The following is a 19,055-nucleotide window of genomic DNA, read 5'->3' on the forward strand; positions in this document are numbered from 1 at the left end:
GCGTCACCTCCTCGGTGCGCCGATTCATGGCATTGCTGGAGCGAACCCGGGCCGCCTCCCCCGCGCCGGCGGAGGGGGTGCTCGAACGTCCACTTCAGGCACTGGATCTGGAGGAGGTGTGGGACAAGATCGTCGCCACCGTGCTGTGGATCGAAACCGCCGCCGGAACCGACCACTATCTGCGGCAGATCGACGTACCAGGTGTAGACACCAAGTTCATCGAACAACACCTGTGTGCCCTCGCACACCTGCCCACCCGATGCCGACACCGTCGTGGTCGTCGAGAACGAGATCACCTATCTGACACTGTCTGAGATACCGCGCACCCTGGCCATCTTCGGCGGAGGCTACCTACTGTCGGATGTCACTCAGCGTATATACCAGGAAAACCATCAGCGGTTCGGCCCGCTGTATCGGAAGCTGGGCGTGCCTGAGGATCCGCTGTCGGCAGCGATTGCCGGTTGGCGCACACTCGAATCCCGCCCTTTTCGTCTCGTGCACGCGGATGTGCACCGGAAGAACATGATCATCCAGAACGGCCGCAATGTCGTATTTCTGGACTGGGAACTGGCGCTGTTCGGCGATCCTCTGTACGACGTGGTCTCGCACCTACACAAGATGGGTTACCAGCCGAACGAGCGCTCCGATTTTCTCGCTCAGTGGACCGCGGCAGAGCCCGAGGCGGCAACCGGACGGTGGGAGGCCGATCTGCAGACCTACCTCAACCATGAACGAATCAAATCCGTCATCGTCGACTCGGTGCGATACGCGAAGGTGCTCAAGGAAGGGAGCCGAACCACCGAGCAGGAACAAGCGCTGGTGGTAAATCTTGTCGCCAAGCTCACTGCAGCCCATGAGATTTGGGCAACCGGCGCACAGTTCGATCCGGAGTTCGTCGAGTCAGAGTTACGAGCCTGCAGCTGAAACCACGATCGGGGTGGTTCAGGTTTCAGTGGCCGGCGTAGCGAACCATATCGCTGCGTCCGGCCGCGCCAGTAGACCGCGCTGCTCCGGGTTGTCCTTCAGGAACTGCAGAATCGCCAGCAGCGTATTCGGTTCCCCTGCAAGCAAAAACGCCGGGAGCACAACGCAGTCGGCGGAATCCCACTGCTTGTGCTGCACCTCTTCACGAGGTATCCGGAGTCGAAGTTCGATCAGGGGCCGTCCACCGGTTTGCGCCGAAGTCCGAACGGTCGTCGGTACGATCGCCTCGATGCCGTCCCAGTCGACGAAATTCTCCTTGCGGATCCTCAGGACCGGAGAGCTCATCACCCGGCGAATGCCGTCCGGATAGAGCTCGACGGTCCATTTCGTATAGATGACAACGAAGAACGCGAACATCACCGCGGCGACGACGCCGAGCACCAATCCGATCGTCGCCCCGCCGGAGTTCTCCTTGGACATCGGCAGAAGGTCGCCACCGGTCCCCCGCTTCCACGAAATCCACGCTGAGATCCCATACACGGCAATCCCGCCGAGCAGAAGCAGGATGATCGGCGTCAGTTGCACCGAACGGACCACTACGCCTGCGCCGTGATCGTCGCTCACCAGATGCTTTGCGCCCAAACGGTTCCTGCGCATTGAGCCGGACGCGGCCATACCCATCAGCAGCACGCCGACCGCGACGGCGATGGATCCGCAGGCACCGATCGCGGTGGCGAGGTTGCTCTTCGCGATTCCGTCGCCGACCAGAGTTACCACGCCGGCGATCGCCAGCAGTAGCGCGATGGCGAACAGAATCGCCGGCACCACAAATCGGGAGAACGTTAGGCGTACGGGCCACGCAGGTTTGCCGGAGATCACAGGGAATGCTGATTGCGACGGACCGCTGCCGGGCGGAATCACCATGGCCACACCTTCTGTATGCCTTTCGAGCCGAGATACGCGACAGCGCCGCCGACCACGGTACCGACGACCAGGCCGGCGGCCGTGCCGACACCCGGGACAACCGAGCCGATTGCGGCTCCGGCCGCGGCATCGGCGACGATGCCCGCAGCTACGCCTCCGGCGACCACTCCTGCCGCAGTGCCGCCGCCTTCACTGACTATCGCTTTGGTCGGATCCATTCCGCCGTTGATGTCGTTGGCGATCGCGGGGACAGTTCCGATCGCATTGCCGACGATCCCCATACGGCTGACCCTGCTATTCAGCTCGAACCGGCCCGCTTTCGCCTCACCTCAGTTCTGCCCACTTCAGCACCGCACTGTCACCAGCATCGGCTGCCGCACTTGCCATTCCGATCCGACTGCTCTCGGTCATGGTTCCTGCGGACGGGGCCATCTGCTCAAGCACGCCGACGGAGTCCACGATCCGATCGGGGCCAGACCGCCGCCAAGATTCTTCGCAGAATCCGGACCGCCCGAGGCTTTGGCACCGACCGCCCCTTGCGAGCTGTAAGCCTCTCCGGGAACACTATTCGCTGGACTTCACTACCGACGACGGGAAATAGTTGTGCCGCGGTTCACGAACGAAACCGAACGGGTTCTTCGCGCTTCGGGATGGCTGCCCGGCAGGCAGGTCGACACCAGTTCCTGGAGGGAGAGGACGGAACTAGGCGGGTTCAGGTGGAACGCAGCGGCGGATCGATTTCTCGAGGAATTCGGAGGGCTGGCTGTTGATATATCCGGCTCGGGAATCAACTCCGCCCGTGAACCTTTCGATTTGGATCCTACGTTGGTCGACGGCGAGGACCACAGGTTCGCCCAATGGGCCGAGATCGTCGGTGAGTCGATCACACCGGTGGGTGAACTCGACTCCGGCCGCTACTTCCTCGGAATGTCCGCGTCGGGCAATCTCTACCTGGTTGCCGATTGGCTCGCCTTGTTCGGCCAGATTCCAGAGGCACTCGAGTCCCTGATCCGCGGAAGATCACCTGTGCCCGTCGAAGAGGCGTGACGCGGTGCCGAGCGCCCGAGACCATAGCTAAGAGGGAAATCATGACCACAACGTACGACCAGGCATTCGAGACCATTATCAGCCACTTCAGGCAGAAGTGGAGTCCTGGCACCTTTTATGTCGACGATCAAGAAATCGTCGAGACCGATGAGCTGTACGTGTTCAAGGTAGGCGCACGCGAGTGGCTCATGGACGGCGATCTATCATTCGCTATAGCGGGCGGAATTCCCGTGGTGTACAAAGATTCAGGTCAGCTGGGCTCTCTCCCCTCGGTAACGGTAGCCACAGAACCGAATGTTCGGGCGCGCCCTAATCCGAATCCGATTTTTGCAGCAACAGCCTCTGAATGACCGAGCTGCTGGATCATCGAGTTGATCCGTACGCGAGCCTGCGCCAACCTTCTTCTTTCGATCCGCTGGCTCCGGTACTCCAGGGCGCCCGGGGAGGGCAACCGAACTGCCGACCAGGAACTGGCGCCGGTGGCGAATCTCGTCAGGAAGGTCGCTGCAGCCCCAGCGGTTTGGAGAACCGGCGCACAGTTCGATCCAGCCTTCGCCGAGTCGGGGCTACGGCCTGCAGTTGATCACTGTGCTGTGCATTAGAACGAATCCCACATCTCCCGGCCGACTCCCAACCATCAATGCCTCGAATGAGGCTGCCCGCCAGAACAGTTCAGCGTTGCCAAACCTCGCTCGCGAGGAACCTGTCCCACTGATCAGCGGAGAACACCAGCGCAGGTCCTTCTGGATTCTTCGAGTCACGAACCCCGACCGCCGAGCACGACAGATGGGCGATCTCAACGCAATCCGCATTGGGCTGGCTATAGGTGCTCTTGAACCACTGGACACCGGACAGGTCTACGGTCACGTCCCGGACTCCTTCACCATCTGCTGCACCAACTGCTTGGTGTCATCCTCGCTCAACGCTACCCGCTGAATGTCCGTAATCGCCCGGCGATGCCGGTCGATCATGTCTGCTCGCTCCAGGTACAACCCACCTTCGTAGCCCTCCACATAGACCACGGGCGGCTCTACGAGATGGCTGGCGAGAGGAGGGAATTCCAGCAAAGTGAAGGACTGTACGAGTAGGCCCAGATGGCTTCCGGCGTTCATCGGAACGATCCGTATCGACAGATTCGGCCGGGTACCGATCAGTTCAAGAATGTGGTTCATCTGCTCGACCATGACGACCGCACCACCGGGCGTATGTCGAAGCACACTCTCCGACAGCAGGATGTCGACGCGGAAGTTCGGATCCGCCAGTCGAACCTGCCGGTGGGCAGCAAGTTCCAGTCTCCGGTCCATGTCGGCCGCAGACAGGCTCGGGTCCCCGATGTAACTCACGGCCCGCCGGTAGCCGGCCGTCTGCAGCAATCCCGGCAAGAGCACAACCTGATGAGTGGTCAGGTGCGTCGCGACAGCCTCCAGACCAAGGTAATGGTCGAAGTGCGGTGCGTACTGGTCGGTGTACGCCTGCCACCAACCTTTGGTCGTGCCAGCCAGTTTCGCTGCATGCGCCTGGTCTTTCACCTCCTGCCACAGCCTGAGGACTTCCTCTCGACCCTCACTCGGATCCAAAACCTCGTAGAAGTCGAGCAGGTCCCGGATTTGTGACGAGCAGATCTTCACTTTCTGCCCATCCTCCATTCGGCCGATGCTCTGCGGCGATAGCTCGATGTGCAGACCGGCTGCCAGCTGGCTCTTTTTCGACTGAACTCGGTAGCCGCGCAGCCTGCGACCGAGAGCCCTTCGGGGAAGCGATGATCCGGCCATTTCGTTAGCCTCGCTATCTGGGAATCTCCGTTCTGGAATGCCCCTGGCTGGACTGCTCGCTGTCTTCCGCACATGCCCAGCTGGACATTCCAATTCTATTGCCGCAGGCGTCTACTGAAGTAACGAACGCGAATGCCGAGGGGAGCAACGAATGACAAACCATCTGCCGTCGAAGGACCTGCTCCTGGAGGCCTGCACGGGCACTGTCGCTCTACCGCATCCGCTTCTACAAGCCGCGTATGAACTGGCCAGTCTCCACGAAGCCTGGCACGCCGCGGATCCCGAAGCCCTTGCCGAAATCGACTGCACCCGAGCCAGATTGATACACGACATCGACCGCTGGATCGCGCAGGAACTACCGCGGCCATATGCCGCCGCAGCCCTTCACACCGAAACGGTCGGTATGGTCATCGACCGAATCGCCCACTTTTCAGTCGACGCCTATACAGCACTGAGCAGCCCCGCCTCCGAGTGCCGACTGCACTACGCATGGAAACGCCTCGCAGAACTGTCCCTCGCCTACGCAGACCTCTCCCACGACCTGACCGCGCGCACCCGCCGCATCCCTGACTACACCACTCCTCAGCCGGAAGACCGTCAACACCAGCAGATTTGAGATCCCTCACCGAAAGAGGTGCACAATGACCACAGCATGGCTGCCCTTCCTCATCGGCCTCACCACCGGCAGCGTTCTGGTTTGGTTCCTGAGCACGATTCCTTCCCACGGCCGTGCATCATCTACCGACGGGTGGACCGTTGCCGCTATCTCGTCTCGAATAGCACACGAGCGCAGCAACTTCCGTAGTGAAGCACACCACACCACGATCACCCGGCACAGGAGATACACCTCAGCGGCAAGGCTGCCTAGGATGGAGGTTGCTCGAACATCTTCATCCAAAAGATGATTCAGATTCGTCCGAATTCGCAAGCAGTAAGCGTGATCCACCGTTCCCCAGATACACGCTTATCATTGCAATTTCGTCGCCCGGATACCGTCGCAGCAGCTCAACAAGTTTCTCGGTCTGATTCAACAGGTCGGCGTCGCGTCCCGTTCGACGCAAACGGCGAGAGTATGTGCTCAAGAGATTCGAAGTTGGCACCCGGCGACTAACTACGGCATCCCGATCGTGAATCCCCGCAAGGGCTTCCTCCGCGACGAGCCCCCGTGAGCTAGCTGCAAGAATGAGCTGCTTTACTTGAGCCGCGTCCATATCACCGTCTCCAACATTGCTCTGCCCGCTCAGTCGTGGCGGACGCACTCTGAAACTCCGGGCCCATAAGCGAGATCGCTGCCGCCGCTGGCCTCGATCAACCAGGACAGCGAACCGGTTTCGAACGGCCATCCAGTAGTGGCCACCTGAACCCAACCCTCGCCTGACACTTCGGTTCCCGCGTGCCACCACCACCAGCTGCGATCGTCACCGCGACCTTCCTCGGTCGTGTCGAAGTAGAACAGCCAGTCCGAGAGTGACCATGGCCCCTGGCACGCGACTGCCTTCTGCTCAGGGGTCTTCGCCCGCCATTGCCGCAGCCACGCCTCTACGTTCGAGGGGTCGCTCTGCTCAGGCTCGACGTGCTCTGGTGCGGACCGTTGAATGAACCACTCCGGCAGCAGCTGTTGCCACCGATCGAATGCAGGCCAGTCAGCCACCTGCTCAACCACACACGTCAGCACAGCACGCGCATTAGCTATGACCTGGACTGGATCCTCGGCGGTGAACCGGGCGCGTACGAAGAATTGCCGCTGCTCGTCCTGCGCTCCTGGCCCAGACCGAAGACGCCGCAGCTCTCCTTCCGCGATCTCCATAACACGACAGTGTGCACCACGAAAATCCCTGGCGCACCCCTGTTTCTCCCCGGCTGTGAGCAGTCTGCTCACAGGTTCTAAGGGCCCGTGTCACGGAAGTTGAGGGCTCGCCTCGGGGACCTACCGACTGCGATCTCCTTGGACACGGCACTAACACGGTGACCTCCGAGACATACTGGCAGGCAGTCAATATGGGGCACCAGCACGATCGTCGGGCGTCGACCGCTCGGCTAGGAATCGCAATCGATCGAGGCCGGCCAGGACACGCACACGATTGTCGGCGCTTTTCATCCACAGCGGCAGTCGGGCGAACATTGCACTCGTGGAGTGGCTTCCGCTTCGTTCACGCAGCCTCGCACCTACGTAAGCAGCCAATTCTTCAACATGTTCCACGTTCAGTGCCCAAAGAATGTGCCCAGCACAACGGGTTTGCAACCACAGAGGTTGCCCGAAGTGCGGATCCACTCGGTCAATGTTTTGCCCGCTGCTTGCACGCGTGGAACGACCTGCATGTCGCGTCCAGTCGACAGCAACATCGCATCTGACGCAGACAAGCCGCCGTGGCTGATACAAAAACTGAGTCCAGTATTGAGGCGCGGGGAGATCGGGCCGACGAAGGTTCAGCGCGCGACCACCACATCGTGGGCACACCACCAGAATCTGCCCTGCGAACTCCAGCAGTAACCGCCCCGAATCATAATGACGGACAGGATTATTCACAGCCTGGCCTATCAAGCATTTTCATCCAAAATAGGATATCGAATCCCTCCGAATCCGCAAGAAAGCCTCTATAAAATCCAGCGCCCGATTGCACTGAGATCCATGAAAGATACTTACTTTGATACGACTGCAGTAATCGCACGAGATCTTCAGTTTGTTTCAGCAGCTCCGCGTTATCACCGGCATGCCGTAATCGCCTCCCGTAGGTACTCAGAAGAACAGAGGTTTCAATCCGGCCAATCCGAATAAAAGAGCTACGATCAACCCCTATCAGAGCTGCATTATCGACAATCCCCATCCCGACAGCCTCTTCGAGAAGTCGTGTCCATGCCGACACATTCATGGACCCTCATATTAAGATCTAGCAGAATTAAGATAATAGGGATACTAATAACATCAAAACTCGCGTGTGAATTTCTGCGGCAGCTTCCCGGCATCCCATAATCCGTCAAGCAACACAAAGAATGCATCGGGGTCATCTTCTAGTTTACGCCGCTCGCCAGAAGATAGAGTTTTAAGCGGGTCCGACATAATCAGGCCATCAGTATCTGGCCCCGTCCAACCTTTGAATCGACGACACGATGCACACCACATATAAGTTATGCGAGTCACCCTATGGGTTGCACTGTTTCGGTAGATATACGTACGCACGGCCCTTTTTTCACACACCGGGCATATGCGTTCCGTCGAATCTTCAAAAAATTTAGGACCCGACACCAGAGCGGCCTGCTGTTGATAGCAGTACTCCTCCATGCACTATTGTCCCGTCGGAAAGATAGAAATAGACATTGCAGTACCACAAATACGCTGGCCATTTTGCACGTTTTGGGCGCCTTTCGATTCGATCATGACCGCACCCGGATTGAGATCCGACTCACCGTAGTCCTTGCTACTTCACTGTCGCAGATACGCCTTCACTTTATGCTTAATAGCCTGAGTTGCCCAGTCACATTGTTGGAGATCTATCAATATCGCCCTCTCCTGTTCTGTCACCGACAAAGGATCAACCCATTTCAGCGCGAGCTCGGTCCAGTACACACTCTCCATCGAGATGGCTGCTTGAAGCAGCAAAATGGGTCGAATGTTTGACATAATACTATTCTTCGGCCAGCCGAGTTCATCCTCTCGCGCACTCACCGCGGAGACTACCTCGGAGTATCCGAACTCCAGCAGAGGCAGTAGGGCCACCGAATTATCCGGTTCGATCGATTTTAAGGGCCCATCTAAAGTGCCAACATAAAGCATGTCGCCCACCAGCCCGAGCCAAATATCGGACTTAAACCGGAAAAATGGAATCCAATGCGCATTTGGACTACTTTCCTCCATGGTGGAAGACATCGAATCCGTATCCTTTCATCGTCTCAATGAACTGGGCGCGAACATCGCCGTTCCAATTCTGCCAGAAATGTCCACTCGCTTCATTTGTACGCATGCAATCTCCGACATCGTTCCAGAACATCCCACCAACGACACTAGAGGGATCAGCACCGATACTACGAGCAAGTTTCTCATGTGGACTTCCATCGATACCGGAACGCTCATACGGCGCAATTTCGCCAACGGCGAACCTCCCATTATTGGGATCGAATACGAACTCGACACCATGAGACGGGTGGTAGTTATGAAGTGCCGCAAAGGACTTTACACGATCGCTTGCCTCGATTGCACCGGGAGCTGGACCGCTGCCGTGTAGCTTTTCACCCTCCTGCTTGCACCCATCAGGGGTTAACCCCAATGGGTCTGACCACACAGTCGGATTATGCGGGTAAGTGTTCGGATTTACCGACGGCGCCAGACCCAGCGGATCTCTTGTAATGTAATTTCCGGTCGAAGGATTGTAGTATCAGTGCAGATTGTAATGAAACCCTGTTTCCCTGTCATGGATCTGGCCGGGAAAGCGAAGGGGTGTATCGGTCTTGCCCTTCCAGGAAGTAACGCCCCACAAATTCGATGATGCCGTTGCGACTATTTCGGCCGTTCCAGAGTCAATGAGATCAGTCGGAGTTCCAACGAGATCAGCGACGATTACGTAGAATGCACGGTCGACCGTGTTCTGACCAGTGGACTGTGTAATCGGCGTGCGGGAATTCGGTTGGTAGTGCCAGCGTGTGGTGGCATCGGTGGTGGTCTGTTCGACGAGGTAGGTGCCGTCCCAGGAGTAATCGGTGCGGTCCAGGATGGTGCCGTCAGCGGCCAGGCACTGCTTGCCGACGCGACAACCGGTGGCGTCGTAGGTGTAGTGCCAATGCTGCCCGACAGGGGTCCAGACGTCGACGAGCTGATGAAAAGCGTTGTAGCGGTAGTGCCAGACGTCAGGCTTGCGCGAGATCCTGGTGGTCGTTTTGCGGATCAGGCGGCCTAGGGCGTCATAGCGGTAGCGCGTGCGCCCGTCCCGGATCAACAGATTGTTGCGGTATTCACGATAACCGTCAGCCCTCGAATCTGTGTGTGTAGCAACCGTGCGATCGAATTGCGCTTCCGTTGTCGCTGAACCTGATTCGCCAGGCGGGCGGATCTCGTTGGCGAGATTGCAGGTGACGATGTTGCTGAGCGGGTCGTACGAATAGGCCTCGGCCAAGACATCATCATGGCTGATCGCAGTGATGCGGCCAACCTCGTCGAGTGTGTAGTCACGCTGCAGGCCAGAACGAGTCGAGCCGTTAGTTGTGTGGCGAATGAGGTAGCCGTCGGGTCGGTAGGTGTAGTTGTCATGACGCACGACGTGTGGTGCTGGGCGGATCGCAGCTGTTGTATCGAGGTTCAGTGACGATGCTGGGAATCCGGTGATCTCCCTGGCGGATACGAGACCGTTTCCGGACAACGTGTGGCGGACCGCCAGTTCGCCGACTCGCCATCCAGTCGATCGGCCGATCGAGTCGTAGGAGAAGTCGATGTGGTGGCCGTCGACGGACATGCTGCGCGCGCGGCTCGCGGGGTCCCACTGCCAGTTGGTGACCGCGCCGCTCGGCGTCGTGCGGCGGATGCGGCGGCCGTGTTCGTCGTAGTCGAACCGCATCTCCGGCTGGTCATCCAGCCGTTGCGAGACCGCTTGTCCGCTCGCTGAGTAGGTGTACTCCAGTGTGTGGATTGGGTTTTCACCGAGACCCGACGTGGCGGTCAGAACTCGACCGGCCGGATTGTGGCTGTAACGCAGCCATTCGCCGCTATCCGCGGCGATCTCGGTGACTCGGCCGAGCACATCATAGGTGTGCCGTCGTGTCACCTCGGTCGCGTTCGTTGCGGTGACGACGCGGCCGACCCTGTCGTGGGTGTAGCGGTTGACGGCGCCCGAGTAGTCGGTTTCTGCGATCAGCCGACCCACGCGGTCGTATTCGTACTTCCAGGTCTGGCCGAGAGGGTTGAGGACGCCGGTGAGGCGGCGCTCGGTGTCCCAGGTGTAGCGGGTGACCGATCCGTCGGGGTCGGTGCGGGATTCCATGAGATCGAAGGCGCCGTAGGTAAAGCGGGTGACGGCGCCGGTGGGGGTGGTCTGGGTGAGTAGATTGCCCTCGCCGTCCCAGGTCCACGATTCGTTGTGGCCATCAGGGTCGGTGCGCTGCAGCAGTTTTCCGTTCGGCGCCCACACGTAGTGTGTCGCCGCGCCCAAGGGATTCGTGACTCGGACAGGGCGGCCGAAGTTGTCCCTTTCGGTGCGGGTGACTCCACCGTTCGGGTCGGTTACCGCGACCGGCAGGCCGGCCGGATCGACATCGAAGGTCGTGCGTGCACCCGTCGGGCCCACAATCGATGCGACGGCGCCGTTGGCGTGGTGGACGTAGTCGGTTCGACCACCCATCGTATTGATCGTGGCGGTCAGGAGACCGGTACCGTCCCACTCTTGTTGCCGCACACTGCCGTCGGCGTCTGTGACTGCGGCTGGGCGATTGCGTCGGGCGTACTCCGCGGTAATTGTGGCGCCGTCAGGGCGAATGATCTGAGCTACATCACCCAGCTCGGTGTAGCGGTAGCGCGTCGTCGCACCATCTGGCGCAACGACTTCGAGCGGCCTGCGTTCGGCGTTGTAGTCGATGTGGGTTCTGGCACCAGTCGGATCAACCAGGTCCCGCAGGCGAAGGTCACGGTCGAAGCCGTGGGTGGTGACACTGCCGAGCGAGTCTGTGACCGTCGTCAGGGTGCCGGTGTCGTCGGGGAACGGCAAGTAATCCAAGCTGCAGCTGAGAATCCCAGCGGTACCGTGCTGGGCGACTACCCGTCCGGCGTTGTCGTAGATATTGAGCATCGAGTTGGCGTTCGAGTCGGTCCACGACACCATCCGCGCGTGCTCGTCGTAGGTGTAGCGGGTGACAGCGCCGACAGCGTTCGTGACAGCGACCAGGTTGCCTACCTGATAGTCGAATCCCTTTACCTTCGTGCGGATTTCGGTCTGATCGGCGCCGACAACCGTCAAGGCGATGACCCGCCCGCCTGCCGTATCGATATCGACTCTGTAACCGCCGGAATGGGTCACAGAGACGGGGGCGCCACCAGCGTCATAGTGGAAGCGGATTCGATTGTGGTGCTGATCGGTGATCGCGCTGATCGCGAAATTGCCCAGCTGGACGTCCAGCCCGTCGAGACCGGACTCAGGCGCGAAATGCCAGGTCAACTCCCGGTCCGTGTCCTGTACCTGATAGCCGCCAGTTTCGGTGCGGGTCAGAGTGTGGCCGCCGGCCGTCGACTCGACGGCAACCCCAGCCGAGGCGTGCGGGAATGCGAGTAGCAGACCATCCTCGCCAAGGAATGTCACTCCCTCGGCATCGACGATCAGGCGCAAATCGAGGGTCGCGGACCAGGACGGCCCGAACCAACGGCCGAACCTGTAGCTCGAACGGTGGGTTCGCCGTAGCACCAGCCCCAGCACGCCCGGGAGATCGAGATCGGTCTCCGGAAGCAGGAATGCGCCGGTGGCGATGTCTACCGGATCCTCTGTGACCGTCTTGTCGTGGAGGTCGCTGGTGTCCTCTGGGTGCCCGCTGCGCGCATGCTCTGGTGCCGGCTGGTCGGCGACCGCACGCTCATCCAGCGTCGGGTTGTGTGCGACCTGCGCTGGCTGCTCGTGGTTTGGGGCGCCATGTTCTGGCGAGGCGTCGTGTCCGCCGGCGTGGGTGCCGTCAGGATCTGCGGGATGCGCGGGGTTGCGATCTGGCTCGATATGCGGGCCGCTACCGCCTGAGTCACGCAACGTGTTCGGTGATTCGCCGTGTGGCGCAGCCGAACCGGGTTCATGGAAGGCAGGCGGAGTGGTCTCCAGTTTCGGGGTCGCCTCCGGGATCGGGTTCTCTGCGCGGGCCGGAGCTATGTCCGCAGGCCGATCATTGTGGGGCGCGCTGGAATCGGGATCTGGTTGCGAAGCTTTCTCCGGATTCGACCGCGGGGCATCCTGGTCCCGGCGTGGTGCCGATGAGTCGGCGTCTGGGGCATGCTCGTTCGCCGGATGCGGTTGCGCGACAGGCTGTTCCTGGTGCGGACCTGGGGATGAAGAGTCCGGCGCTACCTCGTTAGGACGGGCATCGGCGACTGGATTGGCTTGTGGTGCAGCGCCGTCCGGATGCGGGGCAGCAGCGCGGCCGCCGCCCTCCGGTGCAGCAGCACCTGGAGCGGCACCGTCGGGACGCGGCAGGCCTGCCTTCGGGGCCTGGGCATCAGGAGCATCCGGTTTCGTCGCGTTCGGGCGGGTCTCCGATGGGGCTCCCGATTCGTTGGGAGTTCCGGCGCGGTCCGGTTTCGGTTCGGTGCGTGCAGGAGCTACCGGGGCGTCACCGCGCGGCAGGGCACGGCCGGGGGCTGCGCTGGGGACGTCTTCGAGCACGCTGGTGGTGGCCTTGGTGACCTTGGTGGCGTTGCTGAGCTCGTCTAGGGCATCGACGCCGATCTTGGCGGAACCGCCGCCACCTGTCGCGACGGTGAGTACGACGTTGCCGGTGATCGCGCCCGCGGCCTCGAAGGGGTTCTGGCGGGCGTCCGAGAGCATGGCGCCGACTGTCGCGCCGGGGTCTGCGGCGGCCACGACCATTCCGGTGCCCAGGTCGGACATGCTCGAGATGTATTGGGCCGGGTGCGAGATGTTGTAGGGGTCAAGGACATCGACTGAGCGGGCGAATTGGGCGATCGAGGTGAAGCTGGTCAGGACTCCGGCGTAGAAGCTGTTTTTGCCGTTTTCGTAGACGCCGTTCAGGTCTTCGAAGTTGTCGGTCCAGCGGGCGGTGAAGGACGGTTCGGTGGGGGCGTCCTGGGTTTGGGCTTGGAGGCCGCTTACTACGGTGCTTGCGATGCTGTCGCGTTGGGAGCGGGCGTTTTTCAGGATGTCGCGGGCTGCGTCTCGCATCGGCGACCACGTGTCGACGAGGGTGGTTTTCTTTTTGTCCTTGTCCGACAAGGCGTTCCAGGAGTCCTTTTGGGATTTCTCCTCCTTGTCGGCGGCCTCCCACTTGTCGATCGCCTCTTGCGCCTTCGCCTGGCCGGTGACGACTGCCCAGTACCAATTATCCAGGTGCGCTGCGGCTTTCGAGAATGCATCGCCCGCGGTCCACCACAGCTTGGGCTGCTTGTCGAAGGCGCTGTGGAATGCGGCGGCGCCCTTGCCGGTCCAGTCCGCTACATCGATGGTGCGCAACGCATTTCCGGTCGACTCGATCGAGGTCGACATGGTGCGGAGTTTGTCGGCGACGTCGTGGATCTTCGACGGCTCGCCGCGGATGAGTTCCGTCTTGTCCTTGGTTTGGCCGAGTTGCCGCTCGAGCACCTCGCCGCCCTGGTGGTCGGCGATCTGGTCGCCCAGGTCCTGGATGGCGGACGCGACCGAATCCGCGCCGACGTCGCGGGCCAGGTCGGCGACCTCGTAGGTGCCGCGGTCGATGATCGAGCCGGCCTTGGTTTCGACCTCGTCGATGCCGTTCTCGATCGCATCGCCGATCTTGTCGACGAAATCGCCGAGCCCCACTAGTGTTGTCCCCCTTCAACACCCGGGGTTGCCGGATCGGGATGCAGGATCTGGGCTGCTCGTGCGGCGGCGCCGGTGTTCCACCCCGCTCCCCCGTCATTGCCGAGCGGATTCTTGAACAACTGGTCGTTCGCCAGAGCCTGCGGGGCGACCGCCTTGACCGCTTGCGCGTCGGTGCCGACGTGGCTGAGCATGTCCTGGAACGACTTATCGCTGTAGTCGGGGTGAGCCAGCGCGTTGAACTCGTTGTCGGAGAAGGTCTCGCTCCACGACCGGCTGTCGATCTGATCCTTCGACAGGTGCGGGTCGCTGAACAGGTCGCTGTAGGCCTCTTTCAGTGCGTTCTCGCTCTGCTGATCCATCATGTGATAGCGGCCGGCCGCCAACCCGACTGCCTCGGCCATATTGTTCGCCGACTGAACCAGGGAGCGGACACCCCACGACCAGCGGTCGCAGAAGGTTTCGAACGTCGATTGCACCGACGCCTTGCCCGCCTCCAGGGGTGACAACGCCAGCAGCGAGAAGCCCCGGCCCAGTGCGCCGGTTTCTTTGATGCCCAGGCCCGAGAGCTCGCCGATGATCGCGTTGATGCCTGCCTCGGCCTGTTTCAGTACGGCCGGTTCGACCTTCAGTTCGTCGCTCACGAACCCACCCCTACTTCGTCGACCTCGGCGAGGAGCTGCGGCGGGAAGGCCACCGGCGCGGCGCCCGCGCAATCGACCGATATGCCGGTCGGCTCGGGGCGTGAGGCCGCGTAGTCGATCAAACGGCAGCCGAGCAAGGTCTGGTACTTGTACTCGTGATCGGCCGCGACCCCTCGGGCGACCATGTAGCGAGCGTATTCCTCCATGCTGGTGAAGGCGCAGATCCAATCGATCTCGCGCACCCGCGAGGTGAAGACGCGGTCGGTGTCGACCAAGGGCACCAATACCGCGGCTTGCTCGAAGGCCCGGCGCAATAAGTCAGGCTGCCCGAACCCGGCGTAAAACGCCACAATCTCGGACCGCAGCCCCTCCAGACCATCATCAGCACTGATCAAGACAGCACCCCCTTGCAAACAGTTCCCCCGCGAACAGCAGCAGATTGACCCTACAGCACGGTCATGGGACGACCCGAGCAAGAAGTCGCCCCGTCGAGGCGTCCCTGATCGAATCCACGCTCGCACTTCAGCGAGCCGGGGATCGACTGCAACCGCAGTCCGATATCCGCGGTCTGGACGGGCCGTCGCTGAGCCGCTGCCGTCAATCCATCCAAACCGGACATCTACCGGCGGCCCAAACTCGTTAGATGCCAACAGTTCTCACGACAACTCAAGTCAAGTGTCGTACGGTAGAAAAACTACTGGGTGTGCGTAGGCAGCGAACGGGGACGATGCCATGGGTGGGACCGAACGACCGACTCAGCTGCTGCGCTTCTGGCGGGCTATCGAAATGTTCAGCCCGCAGGAGGTACCCAAAACGGCCAGCCGGGCATCCGAACCGATTGTCGTGGGCATCGCGACCGGCGGACCAGCGCCTTGGGAACCCGAGCATCCGCTGTGGCGGGATTACCCACTGCCGCCGGGGAAGGTATGGCGATTCACGGTTTACGGCGGGCTCTACCAGATCGAGCAGGTCCGAAACGAGTTGATTCGCGCCTTCGGTCCCGAACAGGCGCAGCCAGACGCTCGGCCGATCGGGACAACTGCGATGTTCGCCCTCACCCTCGACCACAGCGGGGCGCTGCTGGAGGACTCGCCGAAACTCTCCGCCTGTGCGTGGGCGATGGGCCGGTTGCAGTCGCCCGGCCCAGGCGACCGGGGCTGGTTGAATGGCTTCGATGATGACGAACAGGCATTCGTAGCCGGATTGAATCAACTCGCCTCACCCGGGTTCGCTGACGCGGTGTCGAAACTCTCCGCGCTCGGGAAGGCCGCGGGTGACCGAACCAAGAATGCGGGGCGGGAGGCTCTGGCCAAGGGGCTGGCTACCGCTGCGACAGCGGCCACGGCTGCTGCGGTGACTTCGGTCGCGGGCCCGGTGGCCGGTGGTATCGCAGGGGCCACGGCAGGAACCTTCGTCGAGAAGATTGTGGCGAAATCGGCTGCGGCCAAAGCGAAAGACACCGACAAGGACGCCGACGCTCCGGCTACATTCGCATTCTCCGCGGAGGATCTCCATCAATTCAGCGGAGAACTCAGTGATGCGCTCGGTATCACCGGAGTGCTCGACGTCGGTGGTGTTCGAGTGAAATGCACTCAGGTTGCCAAGAATTGGGTTGTAGATGTCGATGCGGACTTCCTGAACAGCTTCATCGCACAGGATCTCGCCGACATCGAGAAAGCGGTCTCCCAGAAGGACATCGGGATCGCACTGCGAAGCTACCTCTCCGATGACTGCGATGCCGGGCGCCGGATCGACGTAAGAGCGAACCAGACCGCAGTGGTCGCAGGACTGAGCCCGCGCCGAATCCCAGGCGGGCGCTGGCCCGGCGACGCCAGCAAGCCGCTGGTCCTCAGCCAGCAATTCGCAGTCAACGAACTCATGGCCGAACTATCCGACAGCGCTGGAATTTTCGCAGTCAACGGACCGCCCGGCACCGGCAAAACCACCATGCTGCGGGATGTACTCGCCGCGGTCGTGGTGGAGAGGGCGGTTCGTCTGGCAACGTACGACAATCCCGCTTCCGCATTCACGCGGTCGCTCGGAACTGTTCAAGTCGGTAAGGCGCCGTTCACAGTCAGGATGCCGAGTCCGGACATCACCGGCTTCGAAATCGTGGTCGCTACGGCCAGCAATGACGCCGCGTCGAACGTCACCGCGGAGATTCCCGCGGTAGGCGCGGTCGCCGGGGCGCGCGAAGAGGCGCTCGCTGCGGACTACTTCCCTGAGCTCGCCTCGCACATTCTCGACGACGAAGCGTGGGGATTGATAGCCGCTGTACTGGGCAATATGAAGAACCGCACGGGCTTCTCAAAGCGATTCTGGTGGGGTAAAGATGGAATCCCTCGCGATCCCTCGGAACCCGAACAGACACCCGATCCGGCCGACGACCCCATCGCCGGAATGCAGAAGATCCTGGCGCGGGCGGCCGGGAGCCGTGAGACCTCGACCCACTGGCGGTCGGCTCGCAATGAATTTCGCAACGCGCTAGCCGAGGTCCATCGGCTCGCGGACGAGCGGCAGGCCGTCGCCGACGAGATTCTGGAGCTCGGCCGATTGAGAATCGTAATCGAAGCCGCTGCAGCGGGTTTCGAGGCAGCCGAACTGGCCTATGAGACCCGGAAGGCAGAACACCACACAGCAGAAGTCGAGCGGAATCGCGCAGCCGACAACCTGACCGCAGCGCGGGAGGCGGTCGAGGAACACGAGGCGGGCAAGCCAGGGTTCTGGAAATCGCTGTTCGGCGCGGGAGGCAGATGGCGCGCCGAGAGGAACGTACTGCTAGCCGGGCGGAAGGATGCCAGAGATAAGTTCGACGACAAGGACAAAACCGCCGCAGTGTGCGCCGAGGCCGCGGAGGCCGTCGCGGCCGAACACCGTCGCCTCACCCAAATCCACTCGACCGCGGTGGAAACCTATACAGACATCGCGGAGCGGGTCGACCGAGCTTGCGAACGATGGCCCGGCACAGTTCCTTTCGGGAATGTGCTCGACGATGAAGAGCGATTCCAGCTCTGCAACGCCTGGGCCGACGCGGAATTCACCACAGCACGGCATCGACTGTTCCTCGAGGCTCTGCGCCTGCACCGATCATTCGCTGCGGCGGCCGCTACCCCGTTGAAGCACAACCTGGCTGTCCTGTCCGCGATGCTGCGCAGCCCGCTCGTTCCTAAGCCCAGCGCCGAGATACTGACCGCGGTGTGGCACTCTCTGTTCCTGGTCGTCCCGATGGTGTCGACTACGTTCGCCTCACTTCCTCGGCTGTTCACGGGATTGGGTTGCGAGACCTTCGGCTGGCTCTTCATCGACGAAGCCGGACAGGCGGCTCCTCAGCAAGCCGTCGGCGGGATCTGGCGGGCTCGGCGGGCCATCATAGTCGGAGATCCACAGCAGCTGGAACCGATTGTTACACTGCCGCTTCCTGCGCAGCGGGCACTGATGGAGCACCACCGTGTGCATGAGCGGTGGACTCCCGATTTGACCTCTGCTCAGCGCGTCGCGGATCGTCTTGCGCGCTTGGGAACCAACCTGGCGGAACCGGAAGGGGGTGATCCGGTGTGGGTAGGCGCGCCGCTGCGTGTTCACCGACGCTGTGATCGACCTATGTTCCAGATATCCAATACCATTGCCTATGGGGGTGACCTCATGGTGTTCGGCACTCCGGTACGCAGTCAATTTCCGGGCGAAAACACCTGGTTCGATATCGAGTCCGGTGTAGCGGAGGGCAATTGGGTGCCGGCCGAGGGAGAAAAGCTCGCCGAACTTCTCGAGTGGCTGGTCAACGAAGCGGCGGTGCTGCCGAGCACGATTCGTGTGATCAGCCCGTTTCGTGAGGTAGTGCGAGGGGCCAAGAAGATCGCCGGCAAAGCCGTCGATGGGGAGTTCGCCCGCAACAATGTCGGAACCGTCCACACAGTCCAGGGCCAGGAGTCGGACGTTGTGATCCTTGTGCTGGGCACACCGATGCAGACGGGTGGCGCTCGTCGCTGGGCGGCAGAGAAGCCGAATCTGCTCAATGTCGCTGTGTCCCGCGCAAAACGACGTTTCTACGTCATCGGAAACCATCGACTATGGTGTGAGCAGCGCTATTTCGATGTTCTCGCAGCATCTGTGCCACGCCGCTAGTAAGAGCGTACCGATCGCCATAAGGTGTCCGTGTACGACAAAACCCCCGAGCCGAGGCTCGGGGGTTTTGCGAATGATGTTCCGGCGGTGTCCTACTCTCCCACACCCTGTCGAGTGCAGTACCATCGGCGCAGGTGGCCTTAGCTTCCGGGTTC

Annotated in this window: 16 protein-coding genes; 6 read left to right on the forward strand and 10 right to left on the reverse strand. The window is 61.3% G+C overall.

What is annotated here, in order from left to right:
• Nucleotides 1–26 precede the first annotated feature (26 nt).
• Together ABZX86_RS38305 and ABZX86_RS38310 are read left to right on the forward strand one after the other, a co-directional pair.
• A complete protein-coding gene (locus ABZX86_RS38305) occupies nt 27–314 on the forward strand; it encodes a DUF3322 domain-containing protein (RefSeq protein WP_355131046.1) in 288 nt (95 codons plus the stop codon).
• Nucleotides 235–924, forward strand: a complete 690-nt coding sequence (locus ABZX86_RS38310; RefSeq protein WP_355131048.1) for a phosphotransferase — start codon at nt 235–237, stop codon at nt 922–924. Before ABZX86_RS38305 ends, ABZX86_RS38310 begins: the two co-directional genes overlap by 80 nt.
• An 18-nt stretch (nt 925–942) precedes the next feature.
• Here ABZX86_RS38310 and ABZX86_RS38315 read toward each other — a convergent pair whose 3' ends face one another.
• Entirely contained in the window at nt 943–1,848 is a 906-nt protein-coding gene (locus ABZX86_RS38315; RefSeq protein WP_355131050.1) for a hypothetical protein, read from the reverse strand.
• Complete coding sequence (locus ABZX86_RS38320) at nt 1,842–2,129, reverse strand: hypothetical protein (protein WP_355131052.1); 288 nt, start codon at nt 2,127–2,129, stop codon at nt 1,842–1,844. Before ABZX86_RS38320 ends, ABZX86_RS38315 begins: the two co-directional genes overlap by 7 nt.
• A gap of 322 nt (nt 2,130–2,451) precedes the next feature.
• Here ABZX86_RS38320 and ABZX86_RS38325 point away from each other — a divergent pair, with 322 nt between their 5' ends.
• Both ABZX86_RS38325 and ABZX86_RS38330 read left to right on the forward strand, forming a co-directional pair.
• Entirely contained in the window at nt 2,452–2,895 is a 444-nt protein-coding gene (locus ABZX86_RS38325) for an SUKH-3 domain-containing protein (protein WP_355131054.1), read from the forward strand.
• A 41-nt stretch (nt 2,896–2,936) separates the two neighbouring features.
• Nucleotides 2,937–3,245, forward strand: a complete 309-nt coding sequence (locus ABZX86_RS38330; RefSeq protein ID WP_355131056.1) for a hypothetical protein — start codon at nt 2,937–2,939, stop codon at nt 3,243–3,245.
• A gap of 322 nt (nt 3,246–3,567) precedes the next feature.
• Here the strand turns inward: ABZX86_RS38330 and ABZX86_RS38335 are convergent, their stop codons facing one another.
• The gene (locus ABZX86_RS38335; protein ID WP_355131058.1) at nt 3,568–3,762 is read right to left on the reverse strand and encodes a DUF397 domain-containing protein; all 195 of its coding nucleotides are present in this window, start codon (nt 3,760–3,762) and stop codon (nt 3,568–3,570) included.
• Complete coding sequence (locus tag ABZX86_RS38340) at nt 3,759–4,667, reverse strand: DUF5753 domain-containing protein (protein WP_355131060.1); 909 nt, start codon at nt 4,665–4,667, stop codon at nt 3,759–3,761. The genes ABZX86_RS38335 and ABZX86_RS38340 overlap by 4 nt, the downstream gene beginning before the upstream one ends.
• 151 nt (nt 4,668–4,818) lie before the next feature.
• Between ABZX86_RS38340 and ABZX86_RS38345 the strand changes: the two genes are divergently transcribed.
• Nucleotides 4,819–5,283: a DUF4254 domain-containing protein gene (locus ABZX86_RS38345; protein WP_355131062.1), complete on the forward strand. Its 465-nt coding sequence runs from the start codon at nt 4,819–4,821 to the stop codon at nt 5,281–5,283.
• 624 nt (nt 5,284–5,907) lie between these two features.
• On the opposite strand, the gene ABZX86_RS38350 is transcribed toward ABZX86_RS38345, so the two are convergent.
• The 6 genes from ABZX86_RS38350 to ABZX86_RS38375 all read right to left on the reverse strand — a co-directional run bounded on the left by ABZX86_RS38350 (nt 5,908) and on the right by ABZX86_RS38375 (nt 15,173).
• Nucleotides 5,908–6,474, reverse strand: a complete 567-nt coding sequence (locus ABZX86_RS38350; protein ID WP_355131064.1) for a hypothetical protein — start codon at nt 6,472–6,474, stop codon at nt 5,908–5,910.
• Nucleotides 6,475–8,088: 1,614 nt separating this feature from the next.
• Nucleotides 8,089–8,532, reverse strand: a complete 444-nt coding sequence (locus ABZX86_RS38355) for a hypothetical protein (RefSeq protein WP_355131066.1) — start codon at nt 8,530–8,532, stop codon at nt 8,089–8,091.
• Nucleotides 8,507–8,944: a polymorphic toxin type 43 domain-containing protein gene (locus ABZX86_RS38360; RefSeq protein WP_355131068.1), complete on the reverse strand. Its 438-nt coding sequence runs from the start codon at nt 8,942–8,944 to the stop codon at nt 8,507–8,509. The genes ABZX86_RS38355 and ABZX86_RS38360 overlap by 26 nt, the downstream gene beginning before the upstream one ends.
• 93 nt (nt 8,945–9,037) lie before the next feature.
• Nucleotides 9,038–14,134, reverse strand: a complete 5,097-nt coding sequence (locus tag ABZX86_RS38365; protein WP_355131070.1) for a putative T7SS-secreted protein — start codon at nt 14,132–14,134, stop codon at nt 9,038–9,040.
• Complete coding sequence (locus ABZX86_RS38370) at nt 14,134–14,778, reverse strand: hypothetical protein (protein WP_327141158.1); 645 nt, start codon at nt 14,776–14,778, stop codon at nt 14,134–14,136. Before ABZX86_RS38370 ends, ABZX86_RS38365 begins: the two co-directional genes overlap by 1 nt.
• Nucleotides 14,775–15,173, reverse strand: coding sequence for a hypothetical protein (locus ABZX86_RS38375; protein WP_355131072.1), 399 nt, complete (start codon nt 15,171–15,173; stop codon nt 14,775–14,777). Before ABZX86_RS38375 ends, ABZX86_RS38370 begins: the two co-directional genes overlap by 4 nt.
• A gap of 448 nt (nt 15,174–15,621) precedes the next feature.
• Here ABZX86_RS38375 and ABZX86_RS38380 point away from each other — a divergent pair, with 448 nt between their 5' ends.
• Nucleotides 15,622–18,900 carry a DEAD/DEAH box helicase gene (locus ABZX86_RS38380; protein ID WP_355131074.1) on the forward strand — a complete coding sequence of 1,093 codons (3,279 nt, stop codon included), beginning with the start codon at nt 15,622–15,624 and terminating at the stop codon, nt 18,898–18,900.
• Nucleotides 18,901–19,055: the final 155 nt, after the last annotated feature.

It is taken from the genome of Nocardia sp. NPDC006630 (genome assembly GCF_040611495.1).
In the GTDB taxonomy this organism is placed as follows: Bacteria; Actinomycetota; Actinomycetes; order Mycobacteriales; family Mycobacteriaceae; genus Nocardia.

Coding starts and splice junctions, on each gene's coding strand:
- ABZX86_RS38330 (WP_355131056.1), top strand. CDS start 2,937: ATGACCACAACGTACGACCAGGCATTCGAGACCATTATCAGCCACTTC.
- ABZX86_RS38350 (WP_355131064.1), bottom strand. CDS start 6,474: ATGGAGATCGCGGAAGGAGAGCTGCGGCGTCTTCGGTCTGGGCCAGGA.
- ABZX86_RS38355 (WP_355131066.1), bottom strand. CDS start 8,532: ATGTCTTCCACCATGGAGGAAAGTAGTCCAAATGCGCATTGGATTCCA.
- ABZX86_RS38320 (WP_355131052.1), bottom strand. CDS start 2,129: ATGGGGATCGTCGGCAATGCGATCGGAACTGTCCCCGCGATCGCCAAC.
- ABZX86_RS38345 (WP_355131062.1), top strand. CDS start 4,819: ATGACAAACCATCTGCCGTCGAAGGACCTGCTCCTGGAGGCCTGCACG.
- ABZX86_RS38315 (WP_355131050.1), bottom strand. CDS start 1,848: ATGGTGATTCCGCCCGGCAGCGGTCCGTCGCAATCAGCATTCCCTGTG.
- ABZX86_RS38340 (WP_355131060.1), bottom strand. CDS start 4,667: ATGGCCGGATCATCGCTTCCCCGAAGGGCTCTCGGTCGCAGGCTGCGC.
- ABZX86_RS38305 (WP_355131046.1), top strand. CDS start 27: ATGGCATTGCTGGAGCGAACCCGGGCCGCCTCCCCCGCGCCGGCGGAG.